This is a genomic window from Actinoplanes lobatus, from assembly GCF_014205215.1.
GTDB lineage: Bacteria > Actinomycetota > Actinomycetes > Mycobacteriales > Micromonosporaceae > Actinoplanes > Actinoplanes lobatus.
Genome location: NZ_JACHNC010000001.1, coordinates 9,509,336 through 9,526,294, shown reverse-complemented (window position 1 = coordinate 9,526,294; position 16,959 = coordinate 9,509,336). Strand labels below are relative to the sequence as shown.

Annotated in this window: 15 protein-coding genes; 9 read left to right on the top strand and 6 right to left on the bottom strand. The window is 71.8% G+C overall.

The annotated features are described in order from the left end of the window. Positions 1-10: 10 nt before the first annotated feature. On the top strand, positions 11-1,459 hold the full coding sequence (locus BJ964_RS43295) for an XRE family transcriptional regulator (protein WP_188126073.1): 1,449 nt from the start codon (positions 11-13) through the stop codon (positions 1,457-1,459). 31 nt (positions 1,460-1,490) lie between these two features. On the opposite strand, the gene BJ964_RS43290 is transcribed toward BJ964_RS43295, so the two are convergent. Genes BJ964_RS43290 through BJ964_RS43280 form a run of 3 tightly spaced genes read right to left on the bottom strand, consistent with a single transcriptional unit; the run spans position 1,491 to position 2,692 of the window. Next, entirely contained in the window at positions 1,491-1,976 is a 486-nt protein-coding gene (locus tag BJ964_RS43290) for a DUF402 domain-containing protein (RefSeq protein WP_188127497.1), read from the bottom strand. A 5-nt stretch (positions 1,977-1,981) separates the two neighbouring features. Continuing rightward, positions 1,982-2,368: a RidA family protein gene (locus BJ964_RS43285; RefSeq protein ID WP_188126072.1), complete on the bottom strand. Its 387-nt coding sequence runs from the start codon at positions 2,366-2,368 to the stop codon at positions 1,982-1,984. Positions 2,369-2,377: 9 nt separating this feature from the next. Further along, positions 2,378-2,692: a DUF1905 domain-containing protein gene (locus tag BJ964_RS43280; protein WP_223150873.1), complete on the bottom strand. Its 315-nt coding sequence runs from the start codon at positions 2,690-2,692 to the stop codon at positions 2,378-2,380. 170 nt (positions 2,693-2,862) lie between these two features. On the opposite strand from BJ964_RS43280, the gene BJ964_RS43275 reads away from it, so the two are divergent. The 3 genes from BJ964_RS43275 (at position 2,863) to BJ964_RS43265 (ending at position 6,154) form a co-directional block, all read left to right on the top strand. Then, the gene (locus BJ964_RS43275; protein ID WP_188126071.1) at positions 2,863-3,630 is read left to right on the top strand and encodes a lytic polysaccharide monooxygenase; all 768 of its coding nucleotides are present in this window, start codon (positions 2,863-2,865) and stop codon (positions 3,628-3,630) included. Further along, positions 3,615-4,184, top strand: a complete 570-nt coding sequence (locus BJ964_RS43270; RefSeq protein ID WP_229806809.1) for a DUF305 domain-containing protein — start codon at positions 3,615-3,617, stop codon at positions 4,182-4,184. Before BJ964_RS43275 ends, BJ964_RS43270 begins: the two co-directional genes overlap by 16 nt. Before the next feature lie 1,451 nt (positions 4,185-5,635). Then, positions 5,636-6,154, top strand: coding sequence for a GNAT family N-acetyltransferase (locus tag BJ964_RS43265; RefSeq protein WP_188126070.1), 519 nt, complete (start codon positions 5,636-5,638; stop codon positions 6,152-6,154). On the opposite strand, the gene BJ964_RS43260 is transcribed toward BJ964_RS43265, so the two are convergent. Continuing rightward, complete coding sequence (locus BJ964_RS43260; RefSeq protein ID WP_188126069.1) at positions 6,144-7,058, bottom strand: LysR family transcriptional regulator; 915 nt, start codon at positions 7,056-7,058, stop codon at positions 6,144-6,146. The genes BJ964_RS43265 and BJ964_RS43260 overlap by 11 nt on opposite strands. 70 nt (positions 7,059-7,128) lie before the next feature. On the opposite strand from BJ964_RS43260, the gene BJ964_RS43255 reads away from it, so the two are divergent. Together BJ964_RS43255 and BJ964_RS43250 are read left to right on the top strand one after the other, a co-directional pair. Then, on the top strand, positions 7,129-8,034 hold the full coding sequence (locus BJ964_RS43255) for a DMT family transporter (protein ID WP_188126068.1): 906 nt from the start codon (positions 7,129-7,131) through the stop codon (positions 8,032-8,034). Positions 8,035-8,261: 227 nt separating this feature from the next. Beyond that, complete coding sequence (locus BJ964_RS43250) at positions 8,262-9,260, top strand: sulfotransferase family protein (protein WP_188126067.1); 999 nt, start codon at positions 8,262-8,264, stop codon at positions 9,258-9,260. Between the two features lie 4 nt (positions 9,261-9,264). On the opposite strand, the gene BJ964_RS43245 is transcribed toward BJ964_RS43250, so the two are convergent. Together BJ964_RS43245 and BJ964_RS43240 are read right to left on the bottom strand one after the other, a co-directional pair. After that, positions 9,265-9,903: a response regulator gene (locus BJ964_RS43245; RefSeq protein ID WP_188126066.1), complete on the bottom strand. Its 639-nt coding sequence runs from the start codon at positions 9,901-9,903 to the stop codon at positions 9,265-9,267. Further along, entirely contained in the window at positions 9,900-11,066 is a 1,167-nt protein-coding gene (locus tag BJ964_RS43240) for a sensor histidine kinase (protein ID WP_188126065.1), read from the bottom strand. Before BJ964_RS43240 ends, BJ964_RS43245 begins: the two co-directional genes overlap by 4 nt. A gap of 139 nt (positions 11,067-11,205) precedes the next feature. On the opposite strand from BJ964_RS43240, the gene BJ964_RS43235 reads away from it, so the two are divergent. The 3 genes from BJ964_RS43235 (at position 11,206) to BJ964_RS43225 (ending at position 16,958) form a co-directional block, all read left to right on the top strand. After that, positions 11,206-11,973 carry an ABC transporter ATP-binding protein gene (locus tag BJ964_RS43235; protein WP_188126064.1) on the top strand — a complete coding sequence of 256 codons (768 nt, stop codon included), beginning with the start codon at positions 11,206-11,208 and terminating at the stop codon, positions 11,971-11,973. Then, a complete protein-coding gene (locus BJ964_RS43230) occupies positions 11,970-14,468 on the top strand; it encodes an ABC transporter permease (protein WP_188126063.1) in 2,499 nt (832 codons plus the stop codon). The genes BJ964_RS43235 and BJ964_RS43230 overlap by 4 nt, the downstream gene beginning before the upstream one ends. Positions 14,469-14,618: 150 nt before the next feature. Continuing rightward, positions 14,619-16,958 (top strand): N-acetylmuramoyl-L-alanine amidase, encoded by a 2,340-nt coding sequence (locus tag BJ964_RS43225; RefSeq protein ID WP_188126062.1) that lies wholly within the window; start codon positions 14,619-14,621, stop codon positions 16,956-16,958. The last annotated feature ends 1 nt before the right edge of the window (position 16,959 follow it).

Sequence of the window (16,959 nt, the reverse complement as noted above, 5' to 3'; positions counted from 1 at the left end):
TGTGAAACCCGTGACCGCTTCACCTTCCGACCCCTCCGTAGACCTGGTGACGCTGGGCCAACGGCTCCGCCATCTGCGCCGCACCCGGGGCATGACCCTCGACCAGCTCAGCGAGGCCGTCGGGCGCGCGCCGTCCCAGCTGTCGCTCATCGAGAACGGGAAGCGGGAGCCCAAACTCTCGGTGCTCCAGGCGATCGCGGGCGCTCTCGGCGTACCGATGCAGGATCTTCTCCGCCCGGAGGCGCCGAGCCGGCGCGCCGGGCTGGAGATCGAACTGGCCCACTTCCAGCAGAACCCGGCCTACCAGGCCCTCGGCCTGCCGGTGGTGCGCGCCGGGCGACGGCTGCCGGCCGACGCGCTGGAATCGCTCATCGGCATGCACCGCGAGCTCAACCGGGTGCTCACCGAACAGACCGCCACACCCGAGGTGGCGCGGCGCGCCAACGCGCAGCTGCGCGCCGACATGCGCCGGCGCGACAACTACTTCGCCGAGATCGAGCAGGCGGCGGCACGGGTCCTCCAATCGGTACGGCACACGACCGGCCCGCTGTCGCAGCGCGGCATCCTCGACATCGCCGCCCAGATCGGCTTCACCCTGCACTACGTCAACGACCTGCCCAGCTCCACCCGGTCGGTCACCGATCTGAAGAACCGCAGAATTTATCTCCCGCAGGTCGCCAGCGGTAAAGGCCACGACCCGCGCGCCGTGGTGCTCCAGACGCTCGGCCACTTCGTGCTCGGGCACAACGACCCGGCCGACTACGGCGACTTCCTGCGCCAGCGGGTCGAGGTCAACTACTTCGCGGCGGCGCTGCTCATGCCGGAGAAGTTCGCCGTCGACTTCCTGGCCGAGGCCAAAACCGACCGGGCACTGGCCATCGACGACTTCCGGGACGCGTTCGGGGTGTCCTACGAGACCGCGGCGCACCGGTTCACCAACCTCGCGACCCACCACCTCGGCATCCCGGTGCACTTCGCGCGGGTGCACGAGAGCGGCATCGTCTACAAGGCGTACGAGAACGACAACGTGCGGTTCCCGTCCGACGTGACCGGTGCGATCGAGGGGCAGCCGGTGTGCCGCAAGTGGGCGTCGCGGACGGTGTTCGAGGCCGACGACCCGTACTCGTCGTTCTACCAGTTCACCGACACGACGGCCGGGACGTACTGGTGCACCGTGCACGTGGAGGCGACCAGCTCCGGGCTGTTCTCCGTCACCGTCGGCACGCCGTACGAGCACTCCCGCTGGTTCCGCGGCGGGGACGTCACCGGGCGCACCGTCTCGCACTGCCCCGACCCGGACTGCTGCCGCCGCCCACCGGCGCAGCTGGTGGACCGCTGGTCCGGCAACGCCTGGCCCAGCGCCCGGGTGCACTCGCACCTGCTCGCCGCCCTGCCGCCGGGCACCTTCCCGGGCGTCGACAACCGCGACGTCTACGACTTCCTCGATCGGCGGGCCTGAGAACTCCCCGGACGCCCGCGGGCGCCCGGACTCAGCGGGAGAAGGCGGCCAACCGGCGGCGGGCCTCCGTCTCGAAGGGCTGGACCGCCGTGGTGAGCAGGCCGACCAGGTCGTCGGTGGTGGCCCGGGCCTGGGCGACCACCGGCGCCGGATAGCCGTAGCGGACCTGATGGTCGGCGAACTCGTCCTCGTCGAGGACGGCCACCGAGCCGTCGCGGCGGCGGATCACGTCGAGGTCCAGGTCGACGGCGTGGATGACGCCGTCGATGATCTCGGGGCGGGTGGTCACGTCGATGTAGGCGGAGAGCTCGACGTGGTCCGGGTTGAAGCTGCCGATCCAGCAGCCGGTCGCCGGGATCAGCGTGACCACGTCGTGCCCCTGGACGACCGGTGGCTCGTCGCCGCGCTGGACCGGGGTGCCGGCGCGGGCGCCGAACCAGCGCCCGTGCCGGTCCTCGCCGAGCGGCTCCAGCGGGTAGAACCAGTGCAGCCGCCCACCCCACTTGGTGAACCGCATCCGGATCACGCCGGCACCGCCGCCACGGCCTCGACCTCGACCAGCAGGCCGGGGCGGAACAGGCCGGCCACCTGGACCAGGGAACTGGCGGGTGGGCGGGTCACGTCGACGAACTCGTCACGCACCTTCCGGATCGTGGCGAGGTCGGTGGTGTCCGTGACGAACCAGGTCAGCTTGACCACGTCGGCCCAGGTCGCCCCGGCCGAGGCGAGCACCTCGCCCAGGTTGCGGAAGACCAGCCGGGTCTGCGCCTCCCAACCGTCCGGGATCGTGCCGTCGGCGTCGATCGCCACCTGGCCGGACGTGTGGATGACGCGGCTGCCCGGGGCGATCACGGCGGCGTGGCTGTAACCGTTGGGCGCGGGCGGCCCGGGGAAGTCGATGGTCGGCATCCGTCCACATTAAAGATCGAGCAGCTCCACGGTCACCGTGATTACGTCGCCGGCGGTCAGCGACTCGGCCTTGCGGATCGCCTTCTTCACCGGCAGCACATAGGCGCCGCGGCCGCTGTCCGGGAAGACCGAGGTGGTCCACGAGCTGCCGCCGAGCCCGGCCCGCACCCGCAGTGAGCCGAAGCCGCGGCTCAGCCCGCCGGCGCGCTCCCGGATCTCCTCGGACGCCGCGACCGGCAGGCTCACGAAGGTCCAGCTGTCGTCACGCCGCGCATCCCAGATCCACAGCTCGCTCTCGAACTCCACCCGCACGAGCAGCAGCATGCCACCCGGGTACGACATGGCGGCCGGGTAGTCGCGTACCGAGATCCCGGCGAACAGGTCAACGGACATCCCTACAGCGTAGGCAACCATAAAGAACCCTTAACACTGTTTACTGTTAGGTGTCTTTAATTTACGTTGATGAACACGTTCCCCTGGATGAGGAGCAGTTCATGAAACGAAGACTCACCCTTCCCCTGCTGACCGTCGCGACGGTCGGTGGCTCCCTCCTGGCGGCCGCTTCCCCGGCGTCCGCCCACGGCTACATCTCGTCCCCGCCCAGCCGGCAGGCCAACTGTGCGAGCGGCGCGGTCTCCGGCTGCGGCGACATCGTCTACGAGCCGCAGAGCGTCGAGGCGCCCAAGGGCTCGACGCAGTGCAACGGCGGCGGCAGCCGGTTCACCGTCCTGAACGACACCTCGAAGACCTGGCCGGCCGCGAACGTCGGCACCAGCGTCACCTTCAACTGGGTGCTCACCGCCCGGCACGCGACCGCCACCTGGGAATACTTCATCGGCAACAAGCTGGTGGCGTCCTTCAACGACGGCGGCGCGCAGCCCGGCGCCACCAAGTCGCACACGGTGAACCTGTCCGGCTACAGCGGACGGCAGACCGTGCTGGCCCGGTGGAACATCTCGGACACCGTCAACGCGTTCTACTCGTGCGTGGACCTGAACATCGGCGGCGGCACCAACCCGACGCCCACACCGACCCCGACCGCCAGCCCCACGCCCACGCCGACGCCCACGGTCAGTCCCACGGTCACGCCGACCCCGACCTCGACGGCCACCTCCGGGACGACCACGTGGGCGGCCGGCACGGCGTACAAGGTGGGCGACCGGGTGACCTACAACGGCGTCACCTACCAGTGCCGGCAGGCGCACACCGCACTGACCGGCTGGGAGCCCCCGTACACCGCGGCGCTGTGGGCCGCCGTCTAGCTGCCACGGGCGGCCCGGTCCTCCGGGCCGCCCTCGCCGTACTGCTCCTGGGGCTTCTCGCCACCGGATGCGGCCGGGAGCAGAAGCCGGCGTTCAGCGACACCGACGTGATGTTCGCGCAGATGGGGCTCGCACAGATCACCGAGGGCGACCGGGTCGCGGAGATCACCGAGCAGCGGGCCGCGAACCCGGAACTGCGGGCCGTCGCGACCGAACTGCGCAGCCGGTGGCGTACCGAGGGCGAGACGCTACGGGGCTGGCTCGACGACTGGGAGCGGCCGCACGCGGCGGACCCGTCGGCCGGGGCGCACGCGGGCCACGGCGCGCTGCACTCGCTGCGCGAGGAGGATTTCACCGGACTGGGCGCGCTGACGGGTCCCGACCTGGATCGCGGCGCGGTGGCACTGCTGCTCGGCAACCTGCACAACGCCATGGAGACCATCCGGATGGAGGCCGCCTCAGGTTCGTACCCCCAGGCCGTTGATCTTGCGAAACGCATGACGGAGTCGCGGCAGCAGCAGATCCAGCGCCTGCTCGCGATGGCCGCGTCTTGAAGACCTTTTGTGGTACGCGTGTCCTCGTCCCGGCTTTTCAGGGCCGTCCCGTCCGGTCGGCGCGCGCTTGCTGCCTGCTCCGGCCTGTGCCGCGCCCGCCGGGCTGAGATCGGTGCCCGGGCGGCTGCCACCCGCTGCTTTCGGTCCCGCGGGGTGGGTGGTCGCGGTGTTGCTTCCCAGGCACGGGGCTGCCCGCTCTCGGCCGTTGCGCCGGTCGCCCGGTGTGGGTGGTCGCGCTTGCCTGAGGATGGGTGGGCGCGCACGGTGGTGGTGTTGTGGTCGCCTACGTGGCCTATCGCGGCGATGTTTCGTGTGCGTTCACCTCCGAAAGCCCGGCCAGCCGGCACTCCGCGTGAGTGAGGAACCCGGTTCACCATCTCTTGTGGAAGATCGAGGTAGCCAATGGGCCTCTTTCTCGGTTGTTGCCGGGGGTGGACGTTCAAGTCGCCTGTTTGCGTGTTTCCCGTCTTCGCCGCGAGGTTTGGCCGGTCATCGTCGGCCGCGCGAGTCATGCGCAGGCATCGATGTAGATCTTGGGTGATCGTCACCGAATGCGCGATCTTGCGCCATTGTGGCTATCTGGGAGTCTTCTTCTTGGCTGCCTACGGCCGAATCCGCAATCCCTCGCCAGCAGGACGCGCCACCCGGAGCGATCTTGAGCGATTTACTACCGCCTCGGGTGGCAAATCGTTCAAGATCGCACAACAGCGGCGTGCAAAGCGGGCGAAACGGGCGCCTGTTTCCGGCGAAAGCCCCATTTTCGCCTCGTGCGGCGGACGGGGCGCCCCCCTTCGCCGATTCGCCCGACCAGGCGCTTGACGTCGAACCGCAAACGTCCAAGGAGAAGGCTCCCGGATGTATCCGATAACCCAAGGTCTTCCAGCGGAAATGGATCATGGGCGATGATTGGCCGCCGGGGCGGCGACCAGGAATCAAGATCGGCCCTACAGTCACCATCGCCCAAGATCGCCGGTGGGTCGGGGGTGACGCCGCGGCCATCCGAATGCGCGACTCGACATCGCGGCCGCCCACAACCGAGAAACAGGCTCCAGAACGGCACGGATGTACCAGGCACCCTCATGCGCCCAAGATCGCGGTCACGGTTAGTGACGTTCGGCGGGTTTCCCGTGGCGCGACCGGCATTAAGCGCCACCACCCGCCTGGCGTGAGCGGCGTGACGGCCGGGAGCAGCACCCTGGCAGGCACGAACCGCAACCACCCACCCGGCGCGAGTGGCGGCACATGCGGGGGTGGCCAACCGGTCTACGCCCGGCGGGGGCGGCACAGGCTGGAGCGGGCAGCGAGAAGGGCCGGGCGGGCGGAACGGGACGAACAGGAACGGGACTGCGGCACGCGTACAAGGAAAAGGAAGAAACGCGGACCTTGACCACAAAGATCCGGTAAAGGCGAGGGGCCGAAAACGATCAAGCGATGACGGTACGGTCGAGCGCGTGCCCGAACTCATCGCACCGACCGCCCGCCTGCACGCCTCCTGGATCGCGTCCCGTGACGAGTGGGGCCGTGGCGTCCACCAGGACGGGGCGGGCCTGCGTGCCGCCGACGAGGTGGACACCCCGGACGGCTTCGCCCGCTGGGTGGCCGGCCTGCACGAGGCGGAGGGCGCCGCGCTGTTCGAGGGCTGGGTGCCCTGCACCTTCCGCTGGATCGTCGAGGGTGAGCGCTATCTGGGCGCGATCGCGCTGCGCCACGAGCTCAACGACTTTCTGCTCGACGCGGGCGGCCACATCGGTTACGGCATCCGCCCGTCGGCGCGTGGCCGTGGCCTGGCCGGGTGGGCCCTTGCCGGGATCCTGCCGGAGGCTCGCAAGCTCGGGCTGGCGCGGGTGCTGTTGACGTGCAAGGTGGACAATCCGGCCTCGGCCCGGACGATCGAGCACAGCGGCGGCGTCTTGGAGGACGTCCGGGAGACCGAGCTGGGCACCCTGCGGCGCTACTGGATCACGTTGTAGCCAGTGGGGTGGCGGGCAGCGCCGAGACTGTCTCGCGCAGTGTCCGCAGCAGGCCGGTGACCAGTGGGCCGGTCCGCCGGCGGGCGGTGACCACCCCGACGTGACGGCACGGTCCGGGTGGGACGAGCCGGGCCGCGGTCAGCCCGGCCGGGTCGGTGGTGAGCGCCACCTCCGGGATCATGGCGATGCCCACGCCGGCGCGGACCAGCGACTGCGCGAACTGGTAGTCGGTGCCCCGGCAGGCGGTGAGCACCTCGAAGCCGGCCATCGCGGCGTAGTGGTCGAGCATCTCGCCGACCGACAGGCAGCCGTGCACCCAGCGTTCGCCGGCGAGTTCGGCGATGGCCAGCCCGGTCCGCCCGGCGAACCGGTGCCCGGCCGGCAGCACGATCCACATCGGGTCGTCGAGGAGCGGCTCGTAGTCCAGCCCGCTCGGTGACGGCGGCTGCCCGTCGAAGTGGTAGATCAGCGCCAGGTCGGCGGCGCCGGCCCGGACGACCGGGATGCTGTCCTCCGGCTCGCTCTCGATGACGGTCAGCTCGACGCCGGGGTGGTCGCCGGCGAACCTGGTCAGCGCGTGCGGCAGGATCCGCTGCCCGCCGCTGGTGAAGGTGGCCACGGTGAGCCGCTCGGGCCGGGTGGTGGTGAGGCGTTCGATCTCGCGTTCGGCGGTGAGCAGTTCGGCGGAGATGGTGGCGGCGGTCTCGGTGAGGACCCGGCCGGCCTCGGTCAGTTCGACGCCGCGGGTGCTGCGCCGGACGACCGGGGTGCCGATCGTCCGCTCCAGGGCGGCGATCTGCTGGGACACGGCGGACGGGGTGAGCCGGAGTTCGGCGGCGGCCCGGTTGAAGCTGCCGTGCCGGGCGACCTCGGTGAGGATCTGGAGGCGACGCGTGTCGATCATCAGTGTTCCTTAACACGGCATCAGTAAGTAACCACTTCCGCTTACTACCGTACGGGTCCAGGCTGACAGCGTGAATCGTCTCGCCTGGTTTCTGTTCGTGCTGGTCTCGTTCCTCTGGGGCATCCCCTATTTCCTCATCAAGATCTCGATCGAGGACCTGTCGCCGGTCTTCGTGGTGGCCGGCCGGGCCGCCATCGCCGCCGCCGTGCTGATCCCGGTGGCCCTCCTGCGTGGCACCCTGAGCGCCCTGCGTGGCCGGTTCCGGCTGGTCGCGCTGATCGCGACGGTGCACATCGTCGCGCCGTTCCTGCTGATCACGTACGGCGAGCAGCACATCACGTCGTCGCTGGCCGGCCTCCTGATCGCGGTCGAGCCGGTGGTGATCGCCCTGCTGCTGGCCGGTGCCGAGCCGATCACGCCGGTCCGCCTCGCCGGTCTGGTGCTCGGCTTCGCGGGGGTGGCGGTGCTGGTCGGCCTCGATGTCGCCGGCGACGGGCAGGGCCTGCTCGGCGCGGCCATGGTGCTGCTGGCGACGGTGAGTTACTCGGTGGCGGCCGTGGTGGTGCAGCGCCGGGCCTCGGATATCCCGCCGGAGTCGCTGACCGTGGGTACGACCGCGATCACCACGGTGGTGCTGTTGCCGTTCGCCGTCGTGGCCCGTCCCGTCGGCCCGGTCGGCGCCGGGTCGTGGGCCGCGCTGGTGGCGCTGGGCGTGTTCTGCACGGCGGTCGCGCTGCTGTCGTTCTACCGGCTCATCGCGCTGGCCGGGTCGAACCGGGCCGGGCTGGTCACCTATGTGAATCCGGTGGTGGCGGTCCTGCTCGGCGTGCTGCTGCTGAACGAGCCGTTCGGCGCCGGCACGGCCGCCGGGTTCGCCCTGGTGGTGGCGGGTTGCTGGCTGTCCACGCGGCCGCCGCGGGCGCCGGTGCAGACGCGGGTGGACCGGCTCGCGACAACGGACCGGTCCACCCGGTGATCGGCTCTGACCGTTACTATTTGTATAGGTAACTAATACCGTGCGTAGCAAAGGTGTGTGAACACTCAGTTAATTCACAGGTGTACGACAGGTCCTCCGGCTTGGATGCAGACGACTTTTGCGAAATCTTTGCCAAGTCTTCAAGATCATGGGGAAGACCTGGAGAGGGAGCGTCATGACAGCAGTGGGGGCGACAAGCCCGGTGGCAGCAATCTACGGTGGTCGGCATGTCCTCTGATCGCCCGATCTTCGTCGTCGGCTGCCCCCGGTCCGGAACGACGATGCTGCAGCTCATGCTGCATGCGCACCCCCGCATCGCGCTCCCACCGGAGACCCGCTTCCTGTTGGCGGCGTACCAGAAGCGTGCGGAGTTCGGCGACCTCGGCGACCCGGCCAAGCGGCGCGAGCTCGGGCAGTTCATAGTTGAATCGTCACAGTTCGAGGACCTCGGCCTGGATCCGGAGAAAACGGTGGAGGCGATCGTGGCCGGCCCGCCGACCCTGGGCTCCGCCTTCGGGATCGTCTTCCGGATGTACTCGGAACGTTTCGGCAAGGCCCGGTGGGGCGACAAGCGGCCGCTCTACCTGCGGCACCTGCCGACGATCCTGCGGCTCTTCCCGGACGCGCAGATCATCAACATCATGCGGGACGGCCGGGACTGCGTGGCGTCGCTCAAGGAGACGCCGTGGAAGCCGTCCGAGTTCGACACGCTCATCGACTACTGGGCGAAGTCGGCGGACGCGTCGCTGCTGGCCCAGCGGCGCTACCCGAAGGACGTCTACCACCAGGTGCGCTACGAGGACCTGGTCGCCGACCCGGAGCCCCACCTGCGCCGGCTCTGCGACTTCCTCGAGGAGGACTTCGACCCGGCGATGACCGCGCCGAACAAGCTGGCCTCGGTCGCCGTGCCGGAGTACAAGACCTGGCACACCCTGACCCACCAGGCGCCCACCACCGAGCGGATCGCGAGCTGGCGCAGCCGGCTCACCGACGACGAGGTGCGCAAGTGCGAGGCGGTGTTCGGCGACCTGCTGGCCCGGTTCGGCTACGAGCCGTCGATCCCGATCGCCCGTAGCGCCAAGATGCGGGCCGACGCCGAGCTGCTCGCCAAGCACCGGCTCGGCCCGGCCAAGCAGGCCGCCCGCAACCTGTGGACCCAGATCCGCTCCTCCGAGCAGGCCGAGCCGCCGGTCGCGGCCCGGCTCACCACCCGTCAGGTGCGCTGACCTTTCAGCCCACCAGCCGCCGTTCCCAGGCCCACGCGGCGATCTCCACCCGGTTCCGGGTGCCCAGCTTGGCGTGAACGCTGCCGAGATGGGTCTTCACGGTGCCGACCGAGATGAACAGCTCGCCGGCGATCTCCGCGTTGGTCTGGCCCCGGGCGGTGAGGCGGACCACGTCCAGCTCACGCGGGGAGAGGCCGCCGTCACCGGACGGGGCCACCGGGGCGGCCAGGTGCCGCAGCAGGCGCACCGTGATCGACGGGCTGACCAGCGCGTCCCCGGAGGCGGCGGCCCGGACCGCCTCCACCAGCAGTGCCGGGCCGGAGTCCTTCAGCAGGAATCCGGCCGCGCCGCCGAGCAGCGCCTGATGCACGTACTCGTCCAGGTCGAAGGTGGTCACCACGACCACCTTCACCGGGTCGGCCACCTCCGGCCCGGCCAGTAGCCGCAGCGCCTGGAGGCCGTCCATCCGCGGCATCCGGATGTCCATCAGCGCCACGTCCGGCCGCAGCCGGCGCGCCTCGGCCACCGCCTCGACGCCGTCGGCGGCCTCACCGACCACCTCCATGTCCGGCTGCGCGCCGATGATCATGCCGAAGCCGGTGCGGACCATCGCCTGGTCGTCCGCGATCAGGACCCGGATCACCGCTGACCACTCCACTCCAGAGGTAACGCGGCGTCGACGATCCAGCCGCCGCCGATGCCGGGCCCGGCCGTCATCCGCCCACCCACCGCGCGGACCCGTTCGGCCAGGCCGACGAGACCGTACCCCGGGCGATCACGCGGCGCCGGATGCCTCGGCGCCGGGCCGTCGTTGCTCACCCTGACGAACAACTGCTTCGGGGTACGGGTGAGCTGCACCGCCACCGACGAGGCGCCCGGCGCGTGCTGCCGGGCGTTGGTCAGCGCCTCCATCACGATCCGGTACGCCGACGTCGACACCTCCACCGGCAGCCCCGACACGTCGCCCTCGACGTCCAGCCGGGCCACCGGCCCACCGGCCGCGGTGAACTGCTCGACCAGCGCCGCCAGCTCCGGCACCCCGGCGACCGGGGCGAGCGGCGCGTCCGGCCGGGACTGCGCGTCCCGCAGCACGCCGACCATCCGCCGCATCGACGCCATCGTCTCGGCGCCGGCCTGCTCGATCTGCTCCAGGGCCAGCAGCACCCGTTTCGGGTCCTGCTCGGCGACGAACCGGGCGCCCTGCGCCTGGACCACGATCCCGGTGACGTGGTGGGCGATGAAGTCGTGCAGGTCGCGGGCGAACTCGGCACGCTGCTCGGCGCGGACCGCGTCGACCGCCCGCTGCCGGGTGCTCTCCAGCGTGCGCAGGTAGACGCCGACACCGATGGCCGCGGCCCCGGCCAGCGCCTGGACCAGGCTGAACGTGACGTAACTACGGACGTCCCCGGAGCGCAGCGGCACCACCGCCACGGCCAGCAGCAGCACCGCCACGGCGGGGACCGCCCAGGCCGCCCGGCCCCGGCGGGCGACCACCATCAGCACGCCGAGCAGGGCCGCCGACTCGGCCAGCCCCCAGATCGACTCGAAGTCCGATCGCCGGGCCAGCAGAGCGGTCAGCAGCAGCGACTGGAGGCCCAGCAGGGTCGCGATCCGGGGCAGGAACGTCGAGCCCGGCCGGTGCGCGGGCAGCCAGACCGCGGCCGCCGCGATCGCGGCGCCCACCCGCCACAGGCCGTACACCTGGCCGCTCGACCCGATGCCGCCGTTCACATCGAGGATGCCGAGCAGGGCCAGCGTCCCGAGGGCCGTGAGCTGGCCCATCCGGAACAGGGTGTGGTTCATCATCGCGACCCAGCGTAGGCGGGCGAACGGCCGGCCCCATCGGCCGAAAGTAAGAGTGCCGCGTCTGACAGCGGGCCGATGCGCCGGGTTGCGCCGATCGACCAGGATCCGTCTGTCCGTTCCCAGCGACCTTGGAGCTCTCATGCAGACGCAGTCCTCACCCGTCGCCGGCCGCGACAGCCTCGCGGCGGTCGCGGCCGTGGACCTGGTGAAGGTGTACGGCACCGGGGACACCGCGGTGCGCGCCCTCGACGGCGTGACCGTGGGCTTCGAACGGGGCCGGTTCACCGCGATCATGGGACCGTCCGGCTCCGGCAAGTCGACCCTGATGCACTGCCTCGCCGGCCTGGACACCGCGACCTCCGGCCAGGTGCTGCTCGGCGGCACCGACCTCACCAGCCAGCCGGACCGGGTGCTGACCAAAGCGCGCCGGGAGCGGATCGGCTTCGTCTTCCAGTCGTTCAACCTGCTGCCGCAGCTGACCGCGGCCGCCAACATCACCCTGCCGCTCGACCTGGCCGGCCGGAAGCCGGATGCGGAGTTCCACGACCGGCTGATCACCACGCTCGGCCTGGCCGGGCGGCTCGGGCACCTGCCCGCCGAACTGTCCGGAGGCCAGCAGCAGCGGGTCGCCCTGGCCCGGGCGCTGGTCTCCCGCCCCGAAGTGGTCTTCGCCGACGAGCCGACCGGCAACCTGGACTCCCGCTCCGGCGCGGAGGTGCTGGGCCTGCTGCGTGACTCGGCCCACGATCTGGGGCAGACCATCGTCATGGTCACCCACGACCCGGTCGCCGCGGCCTACGCCGACCGGGTCGTCCTGCTCGCCGACGGGCGGCTGGCCGGCGAGATCCACGGCCCGGACGTCGCCGCGGTCACCGAGTCCCTGCGCAATCTGGCGGCCGGACGGTGAGCGTTGTTCTGCGTACGCAGCTGACGGGGGTGGGCAGGCGCCCGGCCCGGCTGCTGCTCACCGGCCTGGCGGTGCTGGTCGCGTCGTTCGTGGTCTATGCGACCGTGCTGGCCCAGCAGATCACCGAGCGCAGCGTGCTCAACGGCCTGAGCGGCACCCCGGAGACCGTCGACCTGGTGGTCCAGAACGGTGAGATCACCACGGGGGATCTCACCGCCATCGGCAAGCTGCCCGGGGTCACCGGGACCGCCGCCCGCACCGAGGCCTACGCCCGCACCCCGGCCGGTGACCTGATCGTCGCCGCCGACCCGGGCAGCGGCCCGCTCAGCACCGTCGAGGTCACCGAGGGCCGCTTCCCGACGGCGGCCGGCGAGATCGCGGTCACCCCACGGACCGTCGAACGGATGGGCCTCGGCCTCGGCGCCACCACCACGGCCCAGCCCGGCGAGGGCAAGGCGGTGCCGCTCACCGTGGTCGGCGTGCTGGAACCGCGCGACGACATCGGCTTCCTGGCGTACGCGCCGCTGTCCACGGTCGTCCAGATCAACGGGTACGACCAGCTCAACCGCATCGATGTGAGCTTCGACAGCGGCGCGGACGCCGACGCCGTACGGGAGAGGGTCGTCGCCCAGGTGGCCGGCGAGGCCGTGCCGGAGGTGGCTACCGGGGCCGAGGTCCGGCTCGCCGAGGCCCGTGAGGCGGCCGCCGAGATCGACCAGCTGTTCATCGTGGTCCGGGTGTTCGTGGCGGTGGCGGTGGCCGCGGCCGTGCTGATCGCCGCCTCCACCTTCCGGATCGTCTTCGCCCAGCGGATGCGGCAGCTGGCCCTGCTGCGCGCGGTCGGCGCCGGCCGCGGAGCCCTGGCCCGGGCGCTCGCCGCCGAGGGCGCGCTCACCGGCCTGGTCGCCGGCGTCACCGGGGTGCTGGCCGCGCTCGCCGTCGGCCACCTGATCCCGCCACTGCTCAGCGCCTTCGGCGTGGAGGTGTCCCGGCCCGGGTTCCCGCTGGTCCAGGCGGTGGGAACGGTCCTGCTGGCGGTGCTGATCACGATCGTCGCGGTGCTCGCCCCGGCGCTCTCCGCGGCCCGGGTGGCGCCGCTCGAGGCGCTGCGCTCGGCCGCCACCACCGGCGCCCGCCAGGGAATCGGCTGGCTGCGGGCGATCACCGGGCTGCTGCTCGCGGCGGCCGCGGCCGGGATCGCCGCCCTGGTCACGGTCAACCTGCCCGGCCCGCAGGAGCAGGACTACGACGCCGAGACCATGATGCTGGCCGTCGTCGGGTCGGGCCTGCTCGCGTACCTCGCCCTGATCGCCCTCGGCCCGGTCCTGGTCCGGCCGGTCCTCGCGATCGCCGGCTGGCCGCTGCGCCGGTCCGGGCCGGTCGGCCGCCTCGCCGTCGGCGGGGTCGGCGGCAGCTCCCGGCGGGCGGCCGCGGTGTCGGTGGTGGTCGCGCTCGGCGTCACCCTGATCGCCGGGGTGCTGGTCGGCGGCGACTCGATCCGGGTCCTCTCCGAGCGGGAGACGGTGGCCGCGGCGCCGACCGACTTCGAGGTCCGGGGACCGGACGGCAGCACCCTTCCGGCCGGCCTCGCGGAACGGGCCGGGCAGAGCGCCGACCTGAGCCGGGTCGCCACCTACCGCTGGATCGACGGCGCGCGGGTCGGCACCTTCGTCGGGGCGGTCGTCACCGACGTGTCCGCGAAGGCCGTGCCCCGCCTCGCCGACCTGGACACCTCGGCGGGCGCGCTCACCGGCGTGGCGCCCGGAAAGGCGGCGATCGCGGGTTACGTCGCCGAGATGGAAGGGCTCGCCCTGGGCGATCCGGTCACGGTCGAGAGCAACGGCACGGAGGTACGGGTGACGGTCGCGGCCGTGCTCGGCGGCGATGCCCCGCTGCACAGCCAGGTCCTGCTCGACCCGGCCGACCTGACCGCCCTCGGGGTGGCCGCCGCGCCGACCGGGCTGCTCGCCGACGCCGCCCAGGCCGGGGAGGACGGCCGTACCAAGGGGCTGCGCGCGCTGCGGACGGTCGCCGCCGCGCAGCCGGACCTGGGCGTCAACGTCCTGGCCGACCAGCGCGACCAGATCACCGAGGCGCTCGGCGTGCTGATGGCGATCGCGCTCGCCCTGATCGGCCTGACCGTGCTGATCGCGATCGTCGGCGTCGGCTCCACCACCGCCCTCTCGGTGGTCGAACGGGTCCGCGAGTCCGGGCTGCTGCGTGCCGTCGGGATGTCCCGCGGCGGGCTGCACGGCATGCTCACCAGCGAATCCGCGCTGTACGGCGTGATCGGGGCGGTGCTCGGACTGCTGCTCGGTGTCCCGTACGCCTGGCTCGCGGTCTCCGCCATCGGCCTGGAGGCGCCGCTCACCCTGCCCGGGTGGCAGCTGGCCGCGGTCTTCGGCATCCTCGTGGCGCTGACCGCGCTGGCCGGCGTGATGCCGGCCCGCCGGGCCGCCCGGGTCAGCCCGGTGACCGCCCTCGGCGCCGACTGACCGCTGTCGATGCGCGCGGGCCGTGGGGACGCGGCCCGCGTAGCCGTCCGGTCACAAATAACGATCTCCCGATGGGGGACGGGACGCGTCCGGATCGTCCGGTAAGGTTCACGCCCGCGAAGGTTGTCGATCAACGCGGGGGACACGGGGATGCAGCGAAGGCTGGCTATCGGTATCGGCGCGGCGGTCGCCGTGCTCGCGGCAGGCGGGGGCGTCGCCGCCCTGACCTGGCCGTCCACATCGGAGGCACAGGCGGCCGAGCCGGTCACGGTGACCGGCACGCTGGCCGCGGAGCCGAATCCGGAACCGCCGCGGATCAAGACCGCGCTGAACACCGTCGGCTTCACGGCGAACGGCGCGAAGGCCGACCTGGCGCAGCAGCGGACCAAGCGGTTCAGCCTGCTCGGCGTCACCTGGAACGACGGGAGCGCCGCCCCGGACGGCACCATCGAGGTGCGCACCCGCAGCGTCGCGTCCGGTAAGTGGTCGGACTGGCGGAAGCTGGCGATGCGCGACGACGCCCCCTCCGGGGTGGAGGCCGACGACCTCGGCCGGGGCGCCACCGCCCCGCTCTGGGTCGGCCCGTCGGACGGCGTCGCCGCCCGCATCGCCGGTAAGGGCGCCGGGCTGCCGGCCGGGCTGCGGGTCGACCTGATCGACCCGGGCAGCGAGAGCGGCGGCCGCGGCGGCGGCGAGCCCGCGCCCAGCGAGTCCGCCTCGCCCTCGCCCTCGGTCTCGCCGTCGCCCTCGGTGGAGCCCACGGCCACCGAGCCGGCCGCGGAGCCGACCGAACCGGTGGTCGAGGAGCCCGCTCCGGGCGAGACCAGCACCGCCACCGAGGAACCGGCCGCGCCGGAGCCGACGGCCGAGCCGTCGCCCAGCGCCGACGACGCCACGAAGATCGACTCGCTCGACGAGCAGGTCGTCACGCCGCCCGCCGACGCCGGGATCGCGGCGGTCACCGCGGTGACCACGGCGCCGATCCAGGCGCAGTTCCCGAGCTACTACTCGCGCAAGGCGTGGAGCGCGGACGAGACCATCACCCGGCCCACCGAGATCTCGGTGGCCAACCAGGTCCAGACGGTCTGGGTGCACCACACCTACCACGCCGGGGACAGCTCCAACGACTACGAGTGCGCGGACGCCCCGGCCATCATCCGGGCCATCCAGGCCTACGACATCAAGAGCGACGGCTTCTCCGACATCGGCTACAACTACCTGGTCGACAAGTGCGGGCGGCTCTACGAGGGCCGGACCGGCGGGGTGGAGAACGCCGTGGTCCCGGCCGCGGTGCGGGGCTTCAACACCGGCTACGCGTCGATCGCGGTGCTCGGCGACTACCGGTACGCCGAGTCCACCGACGCCATCGAGACGACCATCGCGCAGGTCGCGGCCGCCCGGCTCGGTAGGTACGGCTACAACCCGGCGTCGACGGTGACCCTCACCGCCGGATCCGCCAACAACAAGCTCGCCGCCGGCGACAAGATCACGGTGGCGCGGCTGGCCGGGCACAAGGACGCCGACGCGACCGAGTGCCCGGGTGGCAACCTGTACGACGCGCTGGCCGACATGCGGGCCAAGGCGCAGCTCATGGTCACCGGCCTGGCCCTCAAGTCGGTCACCGGCGGCGGCTACTCGGCCGGCGCCTGGTACGTGAAGAACGCCGCCACCGTCAGCTGGACCGTCGGCAACGACTCCGCCGAGATCGCCCAGTTCGACGTGCTGGTCGACGGCGCGGTCGCCAGCACCGTCCCGGGCACCGCCCGCAGCGCCACGGTCAGCGTCCCGGCCGGGAAGCACGGGATCTCCATCGTGGCCCGGCACACGTCCGGCAGCACGGCCCGGTTCGGTGTGTGGATCTACGGCGACATCACGGCGCCCACCTTCCGCGGCACCCCGGCGGTGGCGCTGCGCACCGGCACGTACAGCACCGGCTCGGTGCCGGTGACGTTCTACCCGAACGGCGCCGACAACCTGAAGCTGGCCGGCTACACGGTCAGCCGGCCGGTCTCCGGCAACCTGGGACCGGTCGCGAGCTGGGCGACCGCCGTCCGGCCGGGCACCGCCACCTGGACGGTCACCGCCCGGGACCTGGCCGGCAACACCCGGGGCGCGACGATCACCCGGGCCGTCCTGCTCTCCCCGGAGACCGCCGCCAAGAAGACCGGCACCTGGACGAAGAAGACCGGCAGCGCGTACCTCGGCGGCAAGGCGCTCTCCGCGACCGGCAAGAACGCGAAGCTGACCTGGACCTTCACCGGCCGGCACGCGTCCCTGCTGTTCTCCCGCGCCGCCATGTCCGGCAAGGTGGCCGTCTACGTGGACGGCAAGAAGGTCACCACCATCGACCTGAAGTCGAGCAAGACCCTCTACCGGCAGGCGGTGTGGACCCGGAACCTCGCCTACGGCAAGCACACCGTGGCGATCGTGGTGCAGGGCACCTCCGGCCGCCCGACCGTGGTGTCGGACGGGCTCGCGTACGTCAGGTGAT

Coding starts and splice junctions, on each gene's coding strand:
- BJ964_RS43250 (WP_188126067.1), top strand. CDS start 8,262: ATGTCCTCTGATCGCCCGATCTTCGTCGTCGGCTGCCCCCGGTCCGGA.
- BJ964_RS43260 (WP_188126069.1), bottom strand. CDS start 7,058: ATGATCGACACGCGTCGCCTCCAGATCCTCACCGAGGTCGCCCGGCAC.
- BJ964_RS43285 (WP_188126072.1), bottom strand. CDS start 2,368: ATGCCGACCATCGACTTCCCCGGGCCGCCCGCGCCCAACGGTTACAGC.
- BJ964_RS43240 (WP_188126065.1), bottom strand. CDS start 11,066: ATGATGAACCACACCCTGTTCCGGATGGGCCAGCTCACGGCCCTCGGG.
- BJ964_RS43290 (WP_188127497.1), bottom strand. CDS start 1,976: ATGCGGTTCACCAAGTGGGGTGGGCGGCTGCACTGGTTCTACCCGCTG.
- BJ964_RS43225 (WP_188126062.1), top strand. CDS start 14,619: ATGCAGCGAAGGCTGGCTATCGGTATCGGCGCGGCGGTCGCCGTGCTC.
- BJ964_RS43275 (WP_188126071.1), top strand. CDS start 2,863: ATGAAACGAAGACTCACCCTTCCCCTGCTGACCGTCGCGACGGTCGGT.
- BJ964_RS43280 (WP_223150873.1), bottom strand. CDS start 2,692: ATGCTGCTGCTCGTGCGGGTGGAGTTCGAGAGCGAGCTGTGGATCTGG.
- BJ964_RS43235 (WP_188126064.1), top strand. CDS start 11,206: ATGCAGACGCAGTCCTCACCCGTCGCCGGCCGCGACAGCCTCGCGGCG.